This window comes from Streptomyces sp. NPDC002513, assembly GCF_053595355.1.
Genome location: NZ_JBSFXK010000023.1, coordinates 41,620 through 62,542, shown reverse-complemented (window position 1 = coordinate 62,542; position 20,923 = coordinate 41,620). Strand labels below are relative to the sequence as shown.

General features: G+C 71.1%; 18 protein-coding genes. 6 read left to right on the top strand and 12 right to left on the bottom strand.

Translation table 11 applies throughout. The annotated features are described in order from the left end of the window. Positions 1 to 3: 3 nt before the first annotated feature. The 9 genes from ACWD5Q_RS17555 to ACWD5Q_RS17515 form a co-directional block, all read right to left on the bottom strand. A complete protein-coding gene (locus ACWD5Q_RS17555) occupies positions 4 to 1,656 on the bottom strand; it encodes an MFS transporter (protein WP_451427894.1) in 1,653 nt (550 codons plus the stop codon). 5 nt (positions 1,657 to 1,661) lie between these two features. Next, a complete protein-coding gene (locus ACWD5Q_RS17550; protein WP_451427893.1) occupies positions 1,662 to 2,291 on the bottom strand; it encodes an NUDIX hydrolase in 630 nt (209 codons plus the stop codon). Between the two features lie 129 nt (positions 2,292 to 2,420). Beyond that, on the bottom strand, positions 2,421 to 2,957 hold the full coding sequence (gene folE / locus ACWD5Q_RS17545; protein ID WP_451427892.1) for a GTP cyclohydrolase I: 537 nt from the start codon (positions 2,955 to 2,957) through the stop codon (positions 2,421 to 2,423). A gap of 490 nt (positions 2,958 to 3,447) precedes the next feature. After that, a complete protein-coding gene (locus ACWD5Q_RS17540; protein ID WP_451427891.1) occupies positions 3,448 to 4,464 on the bottom strand; it encodes a DUF6879 family protein in 1,017 nt (338 codons plus the stop codon). A gap of 60 nt (positions 4,465 to 4,524) precedes the next feature. After that, positions 4,525 to 5,490 (bottom strand): SCO2521 family protein, encoded by a 966-nt coding sequence (locus ACWD5Q_RS17535; protein ID WP_451427890.1) that lies wholly within the window; start codon positions 5,488 to 5,490, stop codon positions 4,525 to 4,527. Between the two features lies 1 nt (position 5,491). Beyond that, positions 5,492 to 6,445 (bottom strand): SCO2522 family protein, encoded by a 954-nt coding sequence (locus ACWD5Q_RS17530; protein ID WP_451427889.1) that lies wholly within the window; start codon positions 6,443 to 6,445, stop codon positions 5,492 to 5,494. Next, a complete protein-coding gene (locus tag ACWD5Q_RS17525; RefSeq protein WP_451427888.1) occupies positions 6,442 to 7,356 on the bottom strand; it encodes an SCO2523 family variant P-loop protein in 915 nt (304 codons plus the stop codon). Before ACWD5Q_RS17525 ends, ACWD5Q_RS17530 begins: the two co-directional genes overlap by 4 nt. Positions 7,357 to 7,360: 4 nt before the next feature. Beyond that, the gene (locus ACWD5Q_RS17520) at positions 7,361 to 9,202 is read right to left on the bottom strand and encodes an SCO2524 family protein (RefSeq protein ID WP_451427887.1); all 1,842 of its coding nucleotides are present in this window, start codon (positions 9,200 to 9,202) and stop codon (positions 7,361 to 7,363) included. A 48-nt stretch (positions 9,203 to 9,250) separates the two neighbouring features. Beyond that, entirely contained in the window at positions 9,251 to 10,036 is a 786-nt protein-coding gene (locus ACWD5Q_RS17515; protein ID WP_451427886.1) for an SCO2525 family SAM-dependent methyltransferase, read from the bottom strand. 248 nt (positions 10,037 to 10,284) lie between these two features. Here ACWD5Q_RS17515 and ACWD5Q_RS17510 point away from each other — a divergent pair, with 248 nt between their 5' ends. After that, positions 10,285 to 10,821: a GNAT family N-acetyltransferase gene (locus tag ACWD5Q_RS17510; RefSeq protein WP_451427885.1), complete on the top strand. Its 537-nt coding sequence runs from the start codon at positions 10,285 to 10,287 to the stop codon at positions 10,819 to 10,821. Between the two features lie 147 nt (positions 10,822 to 10,968). On the opposite strand, the gene ACWD5Q_RS17505 is transcribed toward ACWD5Q_RS17510, so the two are convergent. Next, positions 10,969 to 11,718, bottom strand: a complete 750-nt coding sequence (locus tag ACWD5Q_RS17505; RefSeq protein WP_451427884.1) for a FadR/GntR family transcriptional regulator — start codon at positions 11,716 to 11,718, stop codon at positions 10,969 to 10,971. Positions 11,719 to 11,956: 238 nt separating this feature from the next. Here ACWD5Q_RS17505 and ACWD5Q_RS17500 point away from each other — a divergent pair, with 238 nt between their 5' ends. From ACWD5Q_RS17500 to ACWD5Q_RS17480, 5 genes are read left to right on the top strand one after another with little or no spacing between them, the layout of a single operon-like run. After that, complete coding sequence (locus ACWD5Q_RS17500; RefSeq protein WP_451427883.1) at positions 11,957 to 13,585, top strand: ABC transporter substrate-binding protein; 1,629 nt, start codon at positions 11,957 to 11,959, stop codon at positions 13,583 to 13,585. Positions 13,586 to 13,604: 19 nt separating this feature from the next. Beyond that, positions 13,605 to 14,567 carry an ABC transporter permease gene (locus ACWD5Q_RS17495; protein WP_451427882.1) on the top strand — a complete coding sequence of 321 codons (963 nt, stop codon included), beginning with the start codon at positions 13,605 to 13,607 and terminating at the stop codon, positions 14,565 to 14,567. Next, the gene (locus ACWD5Q_RS17490) at positions 14,564 to 16,546 is read left to right on the top strand and encodes a dipeptide/oligopeptide/nickel ABC transporter permease/ATP-binding protein (protein WP_451427881.1); all 1,983 of its coding nucleotides are present in this window, start codon (positions 14,564 to 14,566) and stop codon (positions 16,544 to 16,546) included. Before ACWD5Q_RS17495 ends, ACWD5Q_RS17490 begins: the two co-directional genes overlap by 4 nt. Then, the gene (locus ACWD5Q_RS17485; RefSeq protein WP_451427880.1) at positions 16,543 to 17,655 is read left to right on the top strand and encodes an oligopeptide/dipeptide ABC transporter ATP-binding protein; all 1,113 of its coding nucleotides are present in this window, start codon (positions 16,543 to 16,545) and stop codon (positions 17,653 to 17,655) included. Before ACWD5Q_RS17490 ends, ACWD5Q_RS17485 begins: the two co-directional genes overlap by 4 nt. After that, on the top strand, positions 17,655 to 18,590 hold the full coding sequence (locus ACWD5Q_RS17480) for a dihydrodipicolinate synthase family protein (RefSeq protein WP_451427879.1): 936 nt from the start codon (positions 17,655 to 17,657) through the stop codon (positions 18,588 to 18,590). The genes ACWD5Q_RS17485 and ACWD5Q_RS17480 overlap by 1 nt, the downstream gene beginning before the upstream one ends. 3 nt (positions 18,591 to 18,593) lie before the next feature. Here ACWD5Q_RS17480 and ACWD5Q_RS17475 read toward each other — a convergent pair whose 3' ends face one another. Together ACWD5Q_RS17475 and ACWD5Q_RS17470 are read right to left on the bottom strand one after the other, a co-directional pair. Continuing rightward, positions 18,594 to 19,805 carry a sialidase family protein gene (locus ACWD5Q_RS17475; protein ID WP_451427878.1) on the bottom strand — a complete coding sequence of 404 codons (1,212 nt, stop codon included), beginning with the start codon at positions 19,803 to 19,805 and terminating at the stop codon, positions 18,594 to 18,596. 265 nt (positions 19,806 to 20,070) lie between these two features. Beyond that, positions 20,071 to 20,775, bottom strand: a complete 705-nt coding sequence (locus tag ACWD5Q_RS17470) for a TerB family tellurite resistance protein (RefSeq protein WP_451427877.1) — start codon at positions 20,773 to 20,775, stop codon at positions 20,071 to 20,073. Positions 20,776 to 20,923 lie beyond the last annotated feature (148 nt).

The window sequence follows — 20,923 nt, the reverse complement described above, 5'->3', positions numbered from 1 at the left end:
CGCCTAGCGCGGCCCGGCCGTGCGTCCCGGAACCGCTTCCGGCCCCATCTCCGTCTCCATCTCCGCTTCCGGCCCCATCTCCGTCTCCATCTCCATCTCCTGGAGTCGCGCATCCCGCCCCATGCAATCCCGGCCTCCCGTGTCGTGGCGCAGGAGCGTCAGGTGCGCCGCGGCGAGCGTCATCAGGACGCCGATGTCGAGCAGCGCCGCCACGTGAAGTCCGTCCGTGAACGCCGTCCGGGCGAGTGCGAGGAGGTCACCGCAGAGCCGATCGGGCAGCCGGCCGGCGACCTCGGTGGCCCCGCCGAGCGTCGCACGGGCGGCCTCGGCGCGATCGGGCCCGATGCCGTCCGGTAGGGAGTTGCCGTGCAACTTCGCGCGGTACACGGCGGCGGCGACGGATCCGGCGACGGCCACGCCGAGCGCTTCGCCCAGATTCGCGCCGGTCTCCCCGATGCCCGAGGCGTTGCCGGCGCGTTCGGGTGGGGCACTGCTGATGATCACGTCGTTGGTGAGGGCGAGGGCCGCCTGGATGCCGAAGGACATGACGGCGAAGCCGACGACGGCGAGGTACGGCCCGGACCCGGCACCCACCCGGGTGAGCAGCACCAGCCCCGGTACGGACAGCAGGTAGCCGCCCGCCATGACCCGGAGCTGACCGGTGCGGCCGGCCACGGCGGGAGCCAGCAGCGCGCCCGCCACGCCCGCCGCCACCGCGGGCAGCGCCCACAGCCCGGCCACCGGCGGGGACAGCCCCAGTACGAGCTGGAAGTACTGCAGGAGCAGGAACTGTGTCCCTGTCACCGCGAAGAGCCCCAGGGTCAGCCCGCCCAGCGACACCCCGAACGCGGGGCGGGCGAAAAGCCGGAGGTCGAGCATGGGGTCGGGGAGCCGCACCTGTCTGCGGACGAAGACGGCGCCGAGGCAGAGCCCGGCGGCGAGGCTCAGCAGCGGCAGCGTACGGACGCCGTGCTGGGCGATCTCCTTGAACCCGTAGACCACCGGCAACACCGTCGCGACGGACAGCGCGACGCTGACCGGATCCAGCCGGCCGGCCCCCGGATCGCGGTGTTCGGGCAGCAGCGCCGGACCGGCGATCAGCAGGACGGTGCCCACCGGCACGCCGAGCAGGAACACCGAGCCGTACCAGAAGTGCTCCAGGAGCACCCCGCCGATCAGCGGGCCGGCCATGGCGCCGATGCTGAAGTTGGTCATCCACACCGCGACCGCCCGCCGCCGCTGCCCCGGGTCACGGAACATCGTGCTGATCAGGGAGAGGGTCGACGGCATCAGCGTCGCCCCCGCGACACCGAGCAACGCGCGCGACGCGATGAGCGTCCCGACGCTGGTCGCGCAGGAGGCGAGCAACGAGGCCGCGGCGAAGGCCGCGGCCCCTGTCAACAGGAGTCTGCGGCGGCCGATCCGGTCGCCGAGGGTCCCCATCGTGGCGAGGAAACCGGCCACCATGAATCCGTAGATGTCGACGATCCAGAGCAGTTCCGTTGCGCTCGGGTGCAGTTGTTCGCCGAGCGCGGGCGCGGCGAGATGCAGCACGCTCATGTCCAGACCGATGAGCATGGTCGGCAGCGCGAGGACCGCGAGCCCCGTCCATTCCCTTCGTCCGGCCCGTATCGGTACGTCAGCGCCCGGAACCATCGGGATCATCCAGCGGGGCGGGAGGGATCCAACGCGCTCCGGCACTCCCCGAGCAACCGGCGTACGGCATAGGTCACCGGGTGACGCAGCGCTTCGTCGGGGGTGAGCCACAGAGCCGAGGTGCCCTCCGGGCCGAGTTCCACCGCGAGGTCCGCGTCCACCGCGTCGGCTGTCCGGTAGACGTGCCACAGATGGGCGTCGGCACCGCGGCGGCAGCCGTCACCGGGTATCAGGGTCCGGGCGAGGGGTTCGAGCCGTTCGCCGGCGATACCCGTCTCTTCCCGGAGTTCGCGCACCGCCGCCTCGTCGGGGTGCTCGTGGCGCTCGACGTGCCCGGCGGGGATCGTCAGGCCGAAGGGGAACGCCGTGCGGTCGAAGAAGAGGAGGCGGCCGCGGACGTCCCGGACGAACACGCCCGCCGTCTCGTGCCAGTACTCGTTCTCGGCGTCCGTCCACCACCGCAGCGCGGGATCCAGCACCAGCGCCCGGTCGGCGACGTGGCCGCACGCGCGGCACACACAGTGGCGGCGGGGGCCCGTGGTGCGCCACTGAACCGACGCGCCGCGGCAGCGCAGGCAGTAGTGGCGTACGGCGTCGTCCCGCAGCGCGTGCGGCGGAAGGAAGTCCAGTTTCATGCCTCACTCCGGATCCCCGGATCCCCGGCTCCCGTCCCCCACGTCCCGATCGCGCGGGACCGCACGGTCCGCGCGGCGGACAGCGAGGTGTCCGCCGCACGGGCCGGGTGCGCCGGACCTGGCGGAACCTCAGGTGTCCAGGCCGAACCGCGCGAAGAGTTCCTTGTCGCCGGTGACGTAGGAGGTGTCGGTGATCGCCGTGTGGTCGGAGGGGCCCCGGCTGCACATGCACAGGTGCCGGCCGGTGGAGACCACGCGCGCCGCACGGGCACCGCCCGAGGACATGATCTCCTCGGCGATGTCCTTCACGAGGTGCTCCTGGATCTGGAACCTGCGGCTGAACGCCTGCACCAGCCGGGGGAACTTGCCCAGGCCCAGGATTCGGCCGCCGGGCACGTAGGAGATCGCCACCTTCCCGTAGAAGGGCAGGAAGTGGTGCGCGCAGATGGAGTAGTAGTTGATGTCGTGTACGCGGACCACACCGGCGTGTTCGCCCTCGACCTCGACCGTGGTCTTGAGGATCGTCGATGTGTCGATCTCATAGCCGCTCAGCAGTTCGCGGTAGGCACGGACGATACGGGGTTCGCATTCCGGCTCCCGGTACCAGTCGAGCGCGCGTTTGTCGGTCGTGACGTTCTCTTCGAGCCACTCGGCGATGGTGCTCATCAAACACCTCCTGATGGACGCTTGTCGCGCCGCTCCTGCTGCTGTCTCAGGTCGGTCCCCGGCCGGCTCTCCATGCGGCTGCTGAAGGAATTCGGTCACGCCGTTCCGGCGGAAGTGGTCGCTCCTGACGGCCACGCGACTCTTCGTGCCGCAGCGCGGTTCACACGGGTGCTCGTGCCGCCCACGGGTCTGCCCGAAAACGCGTTCAGGGAGCCGCGAGCACGTACGCACATGCCGTGAGCAGCAGCTTCGTGCTGACTGTGCCATGCTGCCCGCCGCGCACCCGGCCGCGCAACTTGTCTGAGATGTCCGGGTGATGCGTCACGGGGCACAGCGGTACCGGTACCGGTACCGGTACCGGCCTGAACCCGATCCCGATCCCGATCCCGATCCCGATCCCGATCCCGATCCCGGCCACGGTCGGCGGATCAGGGCCGGCAGTGAGGCGAGGACAGGTCGGGCGACGGCCTGCCGGGAGTACGCCGGGCCGTCAGCCGGAGAGGTCCTGAGTGGCCTCCCACAGCCGGTTGAAGCGCTTCATCCGGTGTTCGACGAGGGCGGCCCGGGCGTTGAGGGTGGTCTTGGCGTTCACCTTCTTCGTGTCCTGGTCGATCTCATAGGTGAGTTCGTTGTCGAAGATGATGAAGTCGCTGTGGGTGCCGAGCTGCACCCGGTGCGGCAGTTGGGGCAGGGCCACCACACGGGCGTCGATGCCCAGCGCGCGCTGGCTCTCGCACAGCTCCTTCAGCTTGTCGTCGATCGCGTTCTCGGTGTCGACGATGAACAGCCGCCTGATCTTCACCCCGCGCTGGATCGCGTCGCTCTGCGCCTCCAGATAGCGGCTCGCGGGCTCGCTGTTCCAGAAGTCCCGGTCGACAGAGGTGCTGGTGGCGTCGAGGGTGCTCCTGATGCACCGGGTGAGGTCGATGAGCCAGTCCTGGTTCTCCCCCAGGCAGTCGGCGATGTTGTTGCTCAGGTTCTCCAGGAGCTGGGCGAGCCGGTCGATCTCCTCGCTGGCGAAGGTCTTCACCAGCTCGTTGTTCATCAGTCCCGCCTTCGTGGCGCTGCGGGCGAGCTTGGTCACCCCGTCGGAGCGCAGCACCGAGCGGTCGACCTGGCTGAAGAGTTCGGTGGCCTCGCTGATGCGGGCGAAGCGGTCGTCGACCAGGTCCGTCATCTCCCGGCGGTGGTCGGTGAGATGGCTCCGCACCTCGTGGTGATGCTCCGTCAGGCTGTCCTTCATCTCCCGGATGCGGGTGCGCTGCCCGTGCTCCATCGCCTCCAGCCGCCGCTCGAAGTCGACCATGTACTGGATGATCAGCGCGGACCCGCCGATCACGATGGAGACCGTCAGCTTCCACACCTCGCCCTGCTTCTGGTTGAGCGCGTCGGTGAAGACGTAGGCGATGCTCGACACCACGACGGTGACGAGCGTCTTCAGCAGGAGCGGTGGTACGCGCAGGCCCTCGGTCCGCGGCGTGTTCCTCGTTCCTTGCGTAGCGGTCATTCCTTTCCTCCCCCGTCGGATCTTTCGGGAGCGCGCGCCAAAGCGGCTCGCGCGTCGCGTTCAGCGTGCGGTCAGTGCCTCCCTGAGCAAGGGGATGGCCTGCAGGGCCATCTGGTCCCGGATGCGCTGTACCAGCGTGTGCCACTGGCGGCTGAATCCCGGCTGTTCGTCCAGCGCCTCCCACAGCGCGGACAGCGTCCGGTCCACCCGTGCCCGGGGCATCCACAGATGCAGCAGATGGTCGACGGCGGGGCGCAGCGCCAGGACGGCGAGGGGCCCGTCCGCCGAGCCGAAACGGCTGCCGTCGAGCATCCGTACGAGCGTGGTGAGCAGCCAGTCGTGCAGCGCGAGGTCCTCGCACAGACGTACGACGGCGGTCGGCTCGGTGTCCTCGGGGATCCCGAGCCGCACCGTGCGCAACTCGTCGTCGACGACCGTGAAGTGGATCGAGGGGGCCTGGCCGTCCGCGACGGGCAGGGCCGCCCAGCGCAGCCGGGTGCGGCGGCTCTTGAACGGGCTCTTCTGGTCCAGCAGCGGGTGCCGCAGCAGCCTGGTCAACAGCCCCTCGGCGATCAGGCCAGGGTCGAGTTCCCCGGGCCGGCCGCCCTTGAGGAGCCCCTCGGCGACCGCCTGCGCGGGCAGCTTCCCGAGGGGTTCCACCGCTCCTGGGCGTACCAGGTAGTGGCCCCAGGGCTGCCGCTGGTCGGGGCCCGCCGCGGGGACGCGGAAGGACGAGCCGGCCTGGAGGACACGGCCCTCGGTGAGCGCCGCCCGGGTGACCACCGTGCCGACGGCGCGCACCCTGGCGCCGTTCGAGGCGGGCAGCGGGCAGTCGACCCCCACGAGGGTGTCGGGCGAGAGGGCGTACAGGTTCGGGCGTTCGGAGACGAGGACGCGCTCGTCGGCTCTGAGCCGCAGCATATGGCCGGCCGCCCGGAGGTCCAGCGCCTGGGACGTCGGCAGCAGACAGGTCCGTACTTCGCCGCAGGCGAGCGTCGAGGGTCTTGCCTGCCCCGGAATGCCCATGTCACCACCCCGGATAGAAGACGTAGGAGGCCCGGTCCGCCACGGAGTCGGGCACCGCGATGCCCTCGCCGGCCGACCGCTGCGCGACCTGCCGCAGCGCGCCCGCGTCCACCTCGGTCTGGTCGAGGATGACGCGTACGGCGTGTTCGACGGGCAGGAACCGCGACGGCAGCACGGAGCAGGTGCGGTAGGCGTTGAAGGGGGCGGCGGCGGCGTTGAGCTGGAGCAGCGGCGCCAACTGGTCCCACTCGGTCGGGAAGCCGTCCGCCAAGTGGGCGCGCGGGACGAGGACCGGCTCGCCCTCGTTGCGCAGCAGACCGAGGCGGGTCAGCTGCCAGACCGCCGCGAGGAAGGGACACGACCAGGTGCGCCGCCCGTCCTGGTCGTCCCACAGCTCGACGTCCAGAAAGACGGAGTGCCGGTGGGCGGCGGTCTCCTGGGGAGGCTGCCAGGCTCCGGACCGCTTCATCGCCTGGGCCCGCTGGGCGGGGGTGCGCACCCCGTTGGCGAGCCAGCCGGTCTGGTCGACGGGCGGGCGCAGGCCGTAGCTGCCGGGCGGCGGGGATTCGACCAGCCGGCCGGCCACCGACTCCGCGAGCGGCACCTTGTCCGCCACGGCACAGCCCGACTCCCTGGCCAGGTAGTCGATGACCAGCCCCGCGCGCTCGGCCTCGGCGAGCAGGACCGGCACGACCTCGGCGGGTGTGGAGAAGCGCGTGAAGTAGTCGTCGATGAGGAAACAGGTGCTGATCCGGGGGCGAGGGCCCCGGGCGGTGGCGTCGGCACGGGCCGCGTCCGCCCAGGGTTTCACACGCTCGAAGTGCCGCCGCAGCCGCTGCGGCCCGCCCTCGAAGTCCTCCATGTACAGATGCCCCAGCTCCAGGGAGAGATGGGACAGCGCCAGGGAGCGGGTGAGCGGCTCGGCGGTGGTCTCCCGGAAGCTGGAGTGCGTCACGACAGCCCCCAGTGGGTCTCGTCGGTCAGGCTTCGGGCGAGTTCCTCCAGTGCCTCCAGCGTCTCCTTGTTGGCGATCTGGGTGGACAGCACGTCCTCCTCGGTGATGAGCTGCTCACGCCATTGCAGAACGGGTTCCAGCGGGACGGTCCCGAGGACCACGCTGTCCCCGATCTTCCGGTCCGAGGCGAGCTGCCGCAGATAGTCGTCGCACCTCTGCATCCAGACGGACTGGGCGGGCGACACCTGGGACCACAGCGCGGACTCGGGGTCGGGTACGGCGGCCCGGACGAAGCGGATCGACCGGCGCAGCGCCTCCTTGTCGTGCAGGCCGGCCGCCGCGCCGTTGAGGATGCCGTGCTCGCCGAAGACCAGGCCCGACGCGGCGAGCACGTGCTGCCGGGTCCAGCGGTGGAAGACCAGCCAGCGGGCCTCGACGCCCCGCAGCTCGGGCTGCGCCGTCGCCTCCAGCACCATGTCCATGGCGTAGCTGCGTCCGGCGCTCAGGTCCACGATGATGACGTCGAACTCGCTGTTGAGGCGGAGCAGCAGATCGACGCAGCGGCGCAGGGTGTCCTGGTCCGTGGCGAACTCGCCGCCGCTCGCGTCGCCCGGCAGCAGGACCAGCCGGCCGGAGCCGTTGGGCCGGTTGCGCAGCACCGGGTGCAGGGTGTGGGCCCAGATGTCGACCCGGGCGGGCTCTGCCGTGCCGGCCTCCAGATAGGTGTGCAGGCCGCCCCGGTCGATGCCCAGCTCTCCGGGGACGTCGAAGACGGCGGCGGCCGTGGGCGAGCCGAAGTCGAAGTCGACGTAGCACACGTCGTCACCGGCGAGCGCGCGTTGGTAGGCGATGTTGGCGCTGGTCACGGAGCGGCCCGTGCCTCCCTTGTCGGAGGCGGCGAAGACGAGCACGGTGTCACACCTCCCGGGCCGCGTCCCGGGCCTGGGCCAGGACGTCGAGTTCACCGAGTACGGACAGGGTCAGTGCACAGGCCGTGCCCGGCTGCTCGTCGAGGATCCGGCGCGCCCGCCGCAGCCTGATCTCTATGCTCCGCAGGGACTTCGCGCGCTCGCCGTCGGCGGCGAGGGCGGGCTCCATCTGCTCGTAACCGAACAGATGGGTGGACTCGCTGAGCAACGCACGGGCCAGGACCGCCAGTTCGGCGCTGCGGATGGGCCGCTGCACATACAGCTTGCGGGCGGCCACCATGCATTCGGTGACCCGCTCGGTGACGCTCCAGGACACCTGGGCCGGGCTGTCCGGCACGAAGGGGTACACGGCACGGACGTTGTCCCAGAGCCCGATGCCCTCGCCCTCCTGGATACGGCGCTGCCACAGATGGCCGAAGATCTCCTCGGCGAGCCGGAGCAGGCGGTCCTGGGCGGTGATGTTGCGGGACAGCTCGCTGAGCTGGATGGTGCGCTTGAGGAGCTGGGCCGAGAAGTCGGTCATCGTCCACTGCAGGGGCGCGCCGCCCGCGTCCTCGCTGCCCAGCAGGGGCAGGGTGACGCCGGGGGTGTGGAGCCGTACGGCCGGGTCGTCGCGCGTCATGCGGCTGGTGATACGGCCGCGTTCGGCGAGGCGCTCCATGACCGTCACGGTGCGCGTGAGGTCCTCGTCGGTGGCCCGCCGGCGCACCAGGTCGTGGACCAGGATGGCGGCGACGGAGAGCGAGAAGTACTCGGATTCCAGCGACTGGCCGGTGGTACGCCAGGGGAGGTCCTCCAGCGGCCAGCGCTCGGGGTCGAAGCGGGCGATGCCCGACCAGTACTGCTGGGTGATCTCCCAGCGCAGCCGCAGCGCCTCGGCGAGCCTCTGCTGTTCGGGGTTGAGCAGGCCGAGGGTGAGGGTGCGGTCGGAGAACAGGTCCTGGATTCCGTCGAGTGCGACCACGGTGAAGTAGAGGTAGGGCACCGGGTCGGCCTGGCCGTCGGGCTGTGTGCCGACCGGGTCGCTGGTCTCCACCTTGGGCGCGTCCTTGACCAGGCTCCAGGCCCAGCCGCACTCGAAGAGCTGGTTGTCGTCCCGCAGGCGCTCCTCGACGTCGACGCCGAGGAAGAAGCTCTCCGTGATCGTGGCGCGCAGCGGTTTGAATCTGCGCTGGAACTGCTGGAGGACGGACCGCTCCGACATCTGTCCCTGGCCGACCAGCCGGCGTAACCGCCGGCCCTGGCCGGAGTCGGCGTCGAAGACGTTGACGGTGAAGGAGCGCAGCAGGCTGACCATCGCGGCGGTCAGCCGGGTCCTGGTCGTCTCCCTCAGCTGCGCGATGGCCCTCTTCGTGTCGCTGCGGGAGGTGCGGTCCTCGTAGACCTTGAGGAAGCCGAGCGTGGCGAGGCACAGCGTGACCGACATGGAGAAGGAGTCGACCACGCCCAGTTCCCGCTGCTCCTGGGCGACCTCCTGCTTGGAGTCCTGGGAGGTGAAGTAGGAGCCGCCGGCGAAGGTGGGGGTGGCGTCCGGGGCGGTGTGCGTGCGCATGAACTGCTCGAGGGCCGTCACGAGGCCGACGGGGATCTCGGTGCGCCCGCCGACCCGCTTCAGCGCCTTCTCCACGTCCGTCTGGGTGGTGTCGGGCTCGTCGAGGCGGAACGCGGGGATCTCGGTGGCGGGATACATGAGGCACAGCAGCCGTTCCGCGTCCGCGACACTGCTGAGTCCGCCTCCTTCCCCCCACGACCACGTGCCGCCGTCGAAGGAGTGGCGGGCCATGGCCTGCCAGATGTCCAGCAAGTGCTGGCGTGGCTTGATCTGCATCCCCATGCCCCTCACACAGGTCGCTCTGCCTGCATTTCGTGCTCTCGGTCAGAAATGAACCGTGGAATTCCGGTGACCGAGGGCCAGGATCATTCCCTCGTGCCCCGGGCGTACCATGTCTGTCGGCTTGTCCAGTCGCAGAACCCTGGAGTTTTCGGCGAATGGCTCCAGGGCCTCGTGCACCTGCGCCTCGCCGATGTCGCACGCCGGGTAATACTCGCTGCCCACGTCATACCCCGTGGACCCGGCCATGAACGCGGCGGCGAAGGGAGCCCCGGGCGCCAGGGCCTGCAGGAAGCACGCGACACCGCGGCGGAACTCCGCGGGGGAGTCGGACATGGACTCGGCGACGAAGAACATCGTTCCGATGGTCCAGTGCGCGGGGCGGCGCACCAGATCGAAAAGGTTGCCGGGTTCGACGCGGACGGTGTCCGTGAATCTCGCCCTCCGGTTTTCGTGGATCTCCTCGTAGGCGGGATCCTGTCGCAGCACCTGCCAGAAACTCTCCCACCCCGGACCGAAGTTGACCCGCTGCTCTCTCAGATACTCGACGTTCGCACTCGAGAGCTCGAGCTGGGTGATCTCCTTGCACCACGGCAGCATGCACAGTGCGGGGTAGAGGTTGGCACCCGCACCGACGTCAACGCCGAGAACCGGCCGTTCGAAACGCTTATGGAAATGATCGCTGAAATGATCGCGTACATACGTGATGATCTCCGCGTCCACGTCGAGCAGCTCACGGTAATTGCGATCGACGTACGCGTGAGGGTCGAATGCGTCCCACGGGGCGTCGGCGTTGAGTTTAGGCGCCCTCGGCAAGGCTTCCAGGTCCATTGGCAAACGGTACCAACGGCTGTGCCGGCACGGACCCCCCTGTGCCGCCATGCCTCCAACCCGTGGCGGGCGGACGGGGGGTGAAGAATGGGATTTTGGTCCTGAACACTCCTTGAGCGGCCGGACCCTGACGGGCGATGCTGGTCCAAACCCTGTCGAAAGCAACCCGGACGGCGGGGTGTGCGCCATCCGAGTCGTATTCACCCATATGGGGCCGGTGTGCCCTTGTCCTTTGACCAGGGGGTGGCATGGCCGCTTATCCAGCGGAACGCTCAGGAGATCCTTTCGCCCCGCTCGCCGGCCAGGTGTTCCGTCCCGCCCGGAAACGACCCGTGCGGATGAGAGGGGTCACCGAGGCGGACCTGCCGGAGCTGCACCGCCTCGACCGGGAGGTCTTCCAGGAGGTGGCGTACCCGTACTTCATGCTGCGCCAGCTGTTCGACATGTACGCCGCCCACCTCCTGGTCCTGGACGACGGCCAGGCGTTCCAGGGCTATGTCCTGGCCGGCACCGGGCGCGGCTCCGGACTCTGCTGGGTGCTGGGGCTGGGTGTCGCCCGGGAACGCCGGGGGGAGGGCCTGGGGCGGCGGCTGATGCTGGAGATGCTGCGGCGGCTGCGCGACGACGGCGTACGGGAGGTCAGACTGACCGTCGACCCCACCAACGCCGCGGCGATCGCCCTCTACAAGTCCTCCGGCTTCTCCCCCGCGGCACCCGAGGGCGGGCTGCGCAGGGACTACTTCGGGCCGGGCGAGCACCGCCTGGTGCTGGAGCTGAGCCTGTGACCGGAGGGCAACCGGGGCCCGGCGGGTGAAGCGCTCCCCGGAGCGCCGCTGCCAGGGGCCTCCGGGGCGTGCGGGGAAGGCGTGGGGTACGAACTCACGTGCGGGCCACGGTCTTCGTGCGCGGCGGACGGATGGCCACGGCAACGGTCACAAGCCGCCCGACGGCTCGCCGTACTCCGGGACCGTGCGGTCCTCGATGCCCCGGAAGTGGTCCGTCATCGCGCGTTCCGCGCCCTCGACGTCCCGGGCCCGCAGGGCGCGGACGATGTCGCGGTGGCGGCGCACCGTGAGCTGCGGGGTCGTGCCGTCCGACCAGTCCCGGGCCCGGGCGACCCGCCGGAACACCGTCCAGAACGCGCTCAGCAACTGCGGCACGAGCGCGTTGCCCAGCGAGCCGTAGAGCAACTCGTGGAACTCCCGGTCCAGTTCGGCGAAGGGCAGTCCCGCCCGGCCCGCTTCCTCCATCCGGGTCACCACCGCCTCCAGACGCTCCAGCTCCGGCTCGGAGAGCGTCATGGCGACCCGTCTGATCAGCCCCTCCTCCAGCACCTCGCGGACCTGGAGGATCTCGTTCAGGGCGTCCATCTCGTCGTCCGGCCGGGTGAGCGTACGGAAGGTGAGCCCGTCGACGAACGGGGTCAGCGACGCCTGCCCGACATACGTCCCGTAGCCGTGCCGGATCTCCACGATGTCGAGCGCCTGAAGGGCCTTGAGCGCCTCCCGCACCGAGTTGCGGCTCACCCCGAGGTCCGCCATCAGTTCCGACTCCGTGGGCAGCGGCGCACCGGCTCTGAGTTTGCGATCGAGGATGAGCTGCATGACCTCGCGCTGGATCCGGCTGCTGACGCGCCGCTCGGTCCTGCGCCGGTTCACGGGGTCATCGGACATGCGCCGCATCGTACGCGCGTGCCCCTTGCGCGTCCCGTTCCCCGCAGGTGTGAAAACGTCAAGTACCCGTATTCCACAGCGCCATTGATCGCGTCGGTGACGGCTGGGCCATTCGTGTGCGTCCCCTTGACCGCCCCCACGCCCCCACCTATGGTCACGCTGCCGCCCATGACGTAGGACGTCGTATCTCCCATCCTCGAGTCCCGCCTACACGCCCCCCACTCAGACCACCTTTGCTGGAGGAACCGTGCGCGACGTGATCCCCGACGTACCGGCACCGGCCCGCCGGACGTTCCTGAAGCACTCCGGCGCGCTGGGCGCGGCCGCCGCCCTGTCCTCGTCGCTGGCCGCCTGCTCCTCGGGCCCTCAGTCCACCAACGACACCGGCAGCGGGGGTGGCGGGAACCGGACGCTGACGGCGGTCATCGGCTACGGCAACGACGGAAGCTGGGATCCCACCCAGACCGCCTCGGCCTTCTCCATGGCCGCCAACAACCACATCTACGAGGGCCTGCTCGACACGGACCCCCTCACCCGCGAGCCCTACGCGGCGCTCGCCACACAGGTGCCGAAGGACCCCGGCGCCACGTCCTGGCGGTTCACCCTGCGGGCGGGGGCGACGTTCCACGACGGGCATCCGGTCACGGCCGACGACGTGGTGTTCGTCTTCGACCGGATCCTGGACCCGAAGACCCAGACCCTCGCCAAGGGGTTCTTCGCGAGCTGGCTCGGCGAGGTCCGCAAGGTCGACGCGCGGACCGTCGAGCTGGTGCTCAAGTTCCCCTTCCCGGACGGCCTCTCGCGGCTGACGCTGGCGAAGATCATGCCCAGGCACGTCTTCTCCAGGCCCGGCGCGTGGGACGACGCGATCAAGGGGCTGGCGGTGGGCTCGGGGCCGTACCGGCAGACCGCGCACCACCCGAAGTCCAACACCACCTTCGAGGCGTTCGCCGACTACAACGGCCCGCGGGGGCCCGCCTTCAAGAAGATGAACTGGCTGACGATCGTCGACGCCGCGCCGCGTGTCGCCAGGATCTCCGGCGCCGGCGCGCAGGCGCAGATCGCGGACAACATCCCGTACGCCAACATCCGGCAGCTCACCGGCAGCGGGCTGACGGTCCGGGGCGGGGCCGGGATGAACAACCTGTTCCTCATGTTCAACACCCGGCACAAGCCCTTCGACGACGTCCGGGTCCGGCAGGCGCTCCACTACGCCATCGACACCGGCAAGATGGTCGAGGTGGCCCTGAAAGGCCACGGGAAGCCGTCGTCCTCCTTCCTCAACGAGGCCAATCCCGCCTACCGGCGGGCGAGGACCGTCTACGACTACGACCCCGACAAGGCGAAGGCGCTGCTGAAGGAGGCCGGGGTCAGCGGGCTGGAGATCGACATCCTCTCGGTGAACGTGAGCTGGATCGTCGACTGCCTGCCCACCATCAAGTCCTCCTGGGACGCGATCGGGGTGCGGACCACGCTGTCACCGCAGGAGACCACGGCGGTCTTCACCAAGATGGACCAGAAGCAGGACTACCAGGTCGTGGCCGCCGCCTCGAACCCCAACCAGTTCGGCCTCGACGCCGACCTGATCATGCACTACAACCACGGCCCGCAGAACCTGTGGATGCAGTACGCCCGCTGGGCCGACGACCCCGTCGCCAGGAAGCTCTTCGCGGACATGGACCGGGCGACCCGGGAGCCCGACCCGGCGCGGAAGAAGGCGATGATCCAGGACTACATCGACGTCGTCGCCGAGCAGGCCGTGCTCTACCCGGTCGTGCACAACGAGCTGATGACCGCCTGGAACCCCCGGGAACTCACCGGGATAAGGGCGCAGCCCTACCCGGGCATCAACCTCCTGACGGCCAAGTGGGTCTAGCGACGTCGGGAGTTGGTCCATGGTCGCCGTCGCCAGGATCCTGGTCCGCCGCGTCCTGCTGCTCGTGCCGCTGATGCTCGGCATCGTGCTGTTCGTGTTCCTCGTGATGCGGTTCTCGGACGTCGACCCGGCGTCCGCGTTCTTCCAGGGCGCCAACCCGACACCCCGGCAACTGCACGACTTCCGGGAGCGCAACGGGCTGCTCGATCCGCTGCCGGTGCGCTACGTCCACTTCGTGGGCGATCTGCTCCACGGCGACCTGGGCACCAGCGCCCTGACCCGGGCGCCGGTGGTCGACCAGGTCACCACCGCGCTGCCGCTCACCCTCCAGCTCACCTTCCTCGGGCTCGGCATCGCGGTGGTGCTGGCCCTGGTCGGCGGGGTGACGGCCGCCATCCACCGGGACCGGCTGCCGGACCAGATCATCCGGGTGGCGTCCCTGACCGGGGTCGCCGCCCCCGGCTTCTGGCTGGCGCTGCTGATGATCCAGTACCTGGCGGTCGACCAGGGCTGGTTCCCGACCGGCGGCTACATCAACCCGGCGGACTCCTTCACCGGGTGGCTGCGGACGATGGCCCTGCCCGCGTTCGCGCTGTCGCTGCCGGTGGCGGCGCAGCTGACCCGGATCGTGCGGACGGCCGTGGTGGAGGAACTGGACAAGGACTATGTGCGCACGGCGGTCGGCAGCGGGCTGCCGCCGCGGGTGGTGGTCGGCCGGAACGTGCTGCGCAACGCGCTCGTCAACCCGCTGACCGTGCTGGGCCTGCGGGTCGGGTATCTGCTGGGCGGCGCGGTCGTCATCGAGACCATCTTCTCGCTGCCCGGGATGGGCAAGCTGATGATCGACGCCGTGCAGAACGGCGACCCTGCCGTCGTCCAGGGCGTCGTCCTGACCACGGCGACCGGTTTCGTGGTCGTCAACCTCGTCATCGACATCCTGTATCTGCTGGTCAACCCGCGACTGAGGGATGCCGACCGATGATCACCACACGCAAAGATCTCGGCCGGGCCCTGTCCCGTCCCGGTGTCCGGCTGCGCGGCTGGCGCCGGCTGCCGCCGCTGTCGAAGGCCGCGGTCTGCTTCCTGGCGGTCGTCGTGCTGGTGGCGCTGCTCGCGCCGGTCATCGCCCCGCACGACCCGCTCGACCAGCAGGAGCCGGCCGGTGGCACCGGGCACCCCTCCGCCGGCCACTGGATGGGCCAGGACAGCCTCGGCCGGGACATCCTCAGCCGGCTGATGTACGGGGCCCGCTGGTCGCTCGCGATCGGACTCGGGGCGACCGCGCTGGCCCTGGTCGTGGGGGCCCTGCTCGGCGCGGTCGCGGCGACCTCCCGCAAGGCCGTCGACGAGACGCTGATGCGCTGCCTGGACGTCGTGATGGCGTTCCCCGGCATCGCGCTCGCCGCCGTCCTCGTCGCCGTCTTCGGCGGCGGCATCACCGTGCTGATCTGCGCGATCGCGTTCCTGTTCACCCCGCCGGTCGCCAGGGTCGTCCGGGCGAACGTACTGGACCAGTACGGCGAGGACTACGTCACCGCCGAACGCGTGATCGGCGCGCGGACTCCCCATATCGTGCTGCGGCACGTGGCGGTCAACTGCGCAGCCCCCGTACTGGTCTTCTGCACGGTGCAGGTCGCCGAGGCCATCGTGTTCGAGGCGTCGCTGTCCTTCATCGGGGCGGGCGTACGGCCCCCGGACCCGTCCTGGGGCAGCGTCATCGCGGACGGCAAGAACATGGTGCTGACCGGCGGCTGGTGGGCCACGGTCTTCCCGGGTCTGCTGATGCTGGTCACGGTCCTGTCGCTGAACATCCTGTCCGAGGGCGTCTCGGACGCGTGGGCGGCTCCCGCGGCCCGTGCCTTGGAGGTGCGGGGCGAGGCCGGCGACCGGCTTCAGGCGCCGGAGCCCGGCAGCGGCGCGGTGGTGGCGCTGCCGGGGCTGGCCGAGGCGGCGCAGCGGCTGCGCTCGCGCGCACGTCCCCTGCCGGGCGGGCAGCCGGTGCTCGCGGTGGAGAACCTCGCCATCGGTTTCCCCGGCCGGCACGCGGGCGTGGACGTCGTCGACGGCATCAGCTTCGAGGTGCACCCCGGGGAGGTTCTCGGGCTGGTGGGCGAGTCGGGCAGCGGGAAGTCGCTGACCGCGCTCGCGGTCATGGGGCTGGAGCCGAAGGGCGCCCGGGTGCGCGGCCAGGTCCGGTTCGGCGGGCGGGAGCTGCTGGCCGAGCCGATGCGCGTGCGGCGCAGGCTGCTCGGCCACGAGATGGCGATGATCTACCAGGACGCGCTGTCCTCCCTGAACCCGGCGATGACGATCCGGGCGCAGCTGAGGCAGGTGGTACGGCGCGGCGGCCGCCGGGGCCCCGCGGAGCTGCTGGCCCTGGTCGGCCTGGACCCCGAGCGCACCCTGCGCAGCTATCCGCACGAACTCTCCGGCGGTCAGCGTCAGCGGGTGCTGATCGCCCTGGCGCTCTCCCGCGACCCCAGGCTGATCATCGCGGACGAGCCGACGACCGCGCTGGACGTGACCGTCCAGGCGCAGATCATCGAGCTGCTGCTCGGGCTGCGGGCGGAACTGGGGTTCGCGCTGATCCTCGTCTCGCACGACCTGGCGCTGGTGGCGGACGTCACGGACCGGGTGGCGGTGATGTACGGCGGGCAGATCGTGGAGACCGGGGTGACCGCCGAGCTGGTGGCGGCGCCCGCCCACCACTACACGCGCGGGCTGCTCGGCAGTGTGCTGTCCCTGGAGTCGGCCGCCGCACGGATGACGCAGATCAGGGGGGTCGTCCCCGCCCCCGCCGACTTCCCGGCCGGCTGCCGCTTCGCGGACCGCTGCCCGCGGTCGAGCGAGGTGTGCCGGACGACGGCGCCCGCCCTGCTGGGGACGCGGACGCACACGGCGGCCTGCCACCACCCGGCGGTCGATCTGGTGACGACGGAGGAGAGCGAGGCCGTGACGTGAGTGCGACTGTCGAGCCGTCCGGTGCCCCTGAGGCGCTCGTGGAGGTCTCCGACGCCCATGTCGTCCACAAGGCGCGCGGCGGCGGTCTGTTCACCCGGGACCGCGTGTACGCCCTGACCGGCGCGGAGCTGACCGTGGCGCCCGGCGAGACGGTCGGCGTGGTCGGCGAGTCGGGGTGCGGCAAGTCGACCCTGGCGAAGGTGCTGGTGGGCGTTCAGCGGCCGACGTCCGGCACGGTGCTCTTCCGGGGCCGCGACCTGTGGTCGATGCCGCCCGCCGAACGCCGGGCCGCCGTCGGCGGAAGCACCGGCATGGTCTTCCAGGACCCGTCGACGGCACTGAACCGGCGGCTGACCGTGCACCGGATCCTGCGCGACCCGCTGGATGTGCACCGGCGCGGTACACCTCAGGCGCGTAGGGAGCGGGTGCGGGAGCTGATGTCCCTCGTGGGCCTTCCCCGTGCCCTCGCCGACGCCCTGCCCGGGCAGCTCTCCGGCGGCCAGCGGCAGCGCGTGGCCATCGCCCGCGCCCTCGCCCTCGACCCCGAGCTGGTGGTCGCCGACGAGCCGACGAGCGCGCTGGACGTGTCGGTCCGTGCGCAGATCCTCAACCTCCTGCTGGATCTGCGGGAACGCCTGGGCCTGGCGCTCGTCTTCGTCTCGCACGACATCCAGACGGTTCGGCGGATGAGCGACCGGGTGATCACCATGTATCTGGGCCGGATCGTCGAGGAGGCTCCGGCCGGGCGGGTCACCGAGCACGCCCGGCACCCGTACACCCGTGCCCTGTTCTCCGCGACGCCCGGTCTGCTGGACCCGATCGACCCGATCCCGCTGGCCGGTCCGGTGCCGTCGGCCACCCGGCCGCCGAGCGGCTGCCCGTTCCGTACCCGCTGCTGGAAGGCGGACGAGGTGTGTGCCACGGCGATGCCGGCCTTCTCGGGCGCGTCGGCCGCCGGTCACCGCTTCCGCTGCCACCATCCTGTGGAGGAGGACGAGCCGACGCGCGACCTCGTGCGCCAGGCCGCACGGCCCTCCCCGGTCACCGCCGTGGCCGAGGTACTGCCGGAACACGTACGGCCCGACAAGAAACATGCCCGGGAGCCCTGATGACCCTGCCCACCCCGCTCATTGGTGTCGTCCCGCCCGTCTGCACCCCTCTGACACCGGACCGCGAGGTGGACGTCCCCTCGCTCGTCAGGCTCGTGGACCGGCTGCTGTCGGCCGGGGTGGACGCCCTGTTCGTGCTGGGGTCGTCCGGGGAGGCGGCGTATCTGACGGACCGCCAGCGCCGGCTGGTGGTGGAGAGGGTCGTGTCCCATGTGTCCGGCCGGGTCCCGGTCCTGGCCGGGGCGATCGACATGACCACGCCCCGGGTGCTGGACCATGTGGCGTACACGGCCGGGGCGGGCGCGGACGCGGTGGTGGTGACGGCGCCCTTCTACACGCGCACGCATCCCGCGGAGGTCGCCCGCCACTACCGTCTGGTCGCCGAGCGCTCTCCCGTGCCGGTGTTCGCCTACGACATCCCGGTGTCCGTCCACACCAAGCTGAGCCCGGAGCTGGTCCTGGAGCTGGCCGAGGAGGGGACCCTGGCCGGTCTCAAGGACTCCAGCGGCGACCTGGCCGCCTTCCGCGCGGTGGTGACGGGCGCCCGAACGCGGCCCGGGATCAGGGGCTTCAGCGTGCTGACGGGTTCCGAGCTGGTCGTGGACTCGGCCCTGGCCCTGGGCGCGGACGGGGCGGTCCCGGGGCTGGCCAACGTGGACCCCGAGGGGTACGTCCGCCTGGACCGCCTGTGCCGTGCGGGCGACTGGGCCGGGGCGCGGGAGGAGCAGGAGCGGCTGTGCGCGCTGTTCGGCATCACCGGCGCCGGGGACCCGGCGCGGATGGGCGGCAGTTCCTCGGGCCTGGGCGCGTTCAAGACGGCCCTGTGGCTGAGGGGCGTGATCGCGTGCCCGGCGACGGCCGAGCCCCAGGTGGCACTGTCGGAGGCGGAGACGGAACGGGTGGGCAAGTACCTGGCGGCGGCGGGGCTGCTGTAGCCGTCAGTTCCGGCCGGCGAGGAGGTTCCGCCGGAACTCGATCGTGTCGTACGTTCCCTTCGCCCCGGTCTCGTAGAGGATCGCGGCCTGTCCGCCGCGCAGTTGGACCAGGTCGCTGTAGGCCGCCTTTTGCCAGGACAGCGTCCGCACCTTGGTGAAGCTCGCCCCGTCGTCGGTGCTGCGCCAGATCGCCATCGCCTCGCGTGCGGTGGGCTTGGAGGGCGCGGAGAAGAGCAGCGGGGCGTGTGTGCCCTGGAGTTGGAGGACGCTGCCCTGGACGACGGGGACGTCGTCCAGGGTGTGCTGTACGGCGTAGGGGCGCTCCAGGGTCCGACCCCCGTCGTCGGAGTAGCTGTCGAGGCGGTTTCCGGCGCTGCTGCCGTTCTGGTCGCGTGCGCTGAAGTAGAGCCGCCCGTCGGGGAGCTGGGCCGCGCTGCTTTCGTTGGGATTGTCGTGCCCCTCGTGGGGGTCGTCGCTGAAGCCCAGGTGCCAGGTGGTGCCGCCGTCGTCGGAGTAGATCGCGTGCGCGCCGTAGTACCTGGCCTCCCGCCCGGTGTCGGGGGAACCGTGAGGCGGCGCGGCGGAGTGGTTGGCGGGCACGACGAGACGTCCGGCGTGCGGGCCGCGAGTGAGGGCGATCGCGTGACCGGGGCCGGTGGCGTACCACCGCCAGTCCGCCCGCTTCACCGCGGCGGTGATCTCCCGTGGGGCCGAGAAGTGCCGCCCGTCGTCCCGGCTCGTCTGGACGAAGACGCGGCGGCTCTGGCGGGGCGTCACCTCGCCGCGCATGATCTGCGCCTCGGTCACCGCACCGCTGTTGTAGGACGTGACGAGGACGATCCGCCCGGTCTTCGGGTCCACGACCGGTGCCGGGTTGCCCCGGGTGTCGCCCTTGCCGGCCGCGACGACCGCGAGCGGTCCCCAGGTGCAGCCGCCGTCCGGGGACCGTCTGAGCACGACGTCTATGTCCCCGCTGTCCCCCGATCCGTTCCGCCGCCCCTCGGCGAAGGCGAGCACGGTCCCCTTCCCCGTGACGACGGTCGCCGGGATCCGGTAGGAGCGGTACCCGCCCTGTCCGGCGGTGTACGGCACGGAGGAGACGCAGCCGCCGCGGTGCGGAAGCGGCAGGGCGGACGCCGTCTGCGTCACCGGGAGGACACTGAGCAGCCCGGCGGCGACCGTGGCTCGGACGGCGGGGCGACGGATGCGGGTCATGGCACGCTCCCTGCGCTGCGGTGGGCACGGGATGTGTCACCTCCCGTTGCCGTGAATGTGCCACGGACGTGATGGCGGTAGACCTGCGGCGCGGGGGATCTGATGTGCGGTCGGACCCTCTTTCGGAGTACACGGAGGACCGTGCGCGGGCGGAGCGTTCGGCCGGTGCCGAGGCGGAGGAGGGCGTAGCGGGGTGTGGGGCGTTCGGCCCGGCGGCCGTCCCGGCCGAGGGGTGGGGGCTGGTGGCGGGCCGTTGGCTTTCCCGTCACGAGGGGGTGCGCGCTGCCGCCAGCAGCCGGGTCACCTCGTTGGAGCAGATCGTCAGGGCCGCGCCGACCGTGGTGAGAACCTCGCGCTCGGCGGGGGTGTAGGGGCCGTCCGCGAGGGCGATGCGGGCGCCCTGGAGAAGGATCGACTCGCGGCCGGCGGGGGCGAGGTGCGGGGCCAGGGGGTCCAGGGCCTCGTGCAGTTCTATGGCGAGGCTCGCGCCGCCCGGTTCGCCGCAGACCCGGCCGGTGTCGGCGATCAGGGCCTCGACCAGGGCGCCGATCCCGTCCACGGTGCAGTCGTCGAAGCCGGCGGAGCGGACGGCGGCGGCGGCCGTCTCCAGGGCCGTACGGGAGCAGGTGCCGCCCGCGGCGAGGACCGCGAGGGCCACCGTGTGGACGGCGTCGCGGAGCATCGCGCAGAAGCGGGTCGTGGTGGGGTGGTCCAGGACGTCCGTGCCGTAGTGGTGGCCGCAGGCCGCGCACTCCACGACCGGGCCCGTCTCGCCGCGCGGCAGGACCGGGACGCCGACGAGGGCGAGGCGGCGGCGTCCGGTGAGGCGCTGGTAGTTGCGGTCGCCTCCGCAGCCGGGGCAGTAGAACTCGCCGTCGCCCACGGCGGTCCATACGGTGCGGATGCCCAGAAGTTGCGCGGCACGGGCCTTGCGGACTCCACGGCCGTTGCGTCCCCGTCCTGGCAGCACGTCGCACCTCCGTCACCACGCGGCAGCATCGCCGTGTGGCGTGATGTTAGCCACATTGGTGATGCGGAGTCAGTACCCCGGACGAGACCTCTCCGTGATCTTCGGACGGAATGGCCGGTCCATGACGTGGCCCCGCCCGCCCGGGAGG

Excerpts from the sequence above, each read along its gene's own strand:
- ACWD5Q_RS17555 (WP_451427894.1), bottom strand. The coding sequence starts at position 1,656 with ATGGTTCCGGGCGCTGACGTACCGATACGGGCCGGACGAAGGGAATGG.
- ACWD5Q_RS17550 (WP_451427893.1), bottom strand. The coding sequence starts at position 2,291 with ATGAAACTGGACTTCCTTCCGCCGCACGCGCTGCGGGACGACGCCGTA.
- folE (WP_451427892.1), bottom strand. The coding sequence starts at position 2,957 with ATGAGCACCATCGCCGAGTGGCTCGAAGAGAACGTCACGACCGACAAA.
- ACWD5Q_RS17540 (WP_451427891.1), bottom strand. The coding sequence starts at position 4,464 with ATGACCGCTACGCAAGGAACGAGGAACACGCCGCGGACCGAGGGCCTG.
- ACWD5Q_RS17535 (WP_451427890.1), bottom strand. The coding sequence starts at position 5,490 with ATGGGCATTCCGGGGCAGGCAAGACCCTCGACGCTCGCCTGCGGCGAA.
- ACWD5Q_RS17520 (WP_451427887.1), bottom strand. The coding sequence starts at position 9,202 with ATGCAGATCAAGCCACGCCAGCACTTGCTGGACATCTGGCAGGCCATG.
- ACWD5Q_RS17515 (WP_451427886.1), bottom strand. The coding sequence starts at position 10,036 with ATGGACCTGGAAGCCTTGCCGAGGGCGCCTAAACTCAACGCCGACGCC.
- ACWD5Q_RS17510 (WP_451427885.1), top strand. The coding sequence starts at position 10,285 with ATGGCCGCTTATCCAGCGGAACGCTCAGGAGATCCTTTCGCCCCGCTC.
- ACWD5Q_RS17505 (WP_451427884.1), bottom strand. The coding sequence starts at position 11,718 with ATGCGGCGCATGTCCGATGACCCCGTGAACCGGCGCAGGACCGAGCGG.
- ACWD5Q_RS17495 (WP_451427882.1), top strand. The coding sequence starts at position 13,605 with ATGGTCGCCGTCGCCAGGATCCTGGTCCGCCGCGTCCTGCTGCTCGTG.
- ACWD5Q_RS17490 (WP_451427881.1), top strand. The coding sequence starts at position 14,564 with ATGATCACCACACGCAAAGATCTCGGCCGGGCCCTGTCCCGTCCCGGT.
- ACWD5Q_RS17480 (WP_451427879.1), top strand. The coding sequence starts at position 17,655 with ATGACCCTGCCCACCCCGCTCATTGGTGTCGTCCCGCCCGTCTGCACC.
- ACWD5Q_RS17475 (WP_451427878.1), bottom strand. The coding sequence starts at position 19,805 with ATGACCCGCATCCGTCGCCCCGCCGTCCGAGCCACGGTCGCCGCCGGG.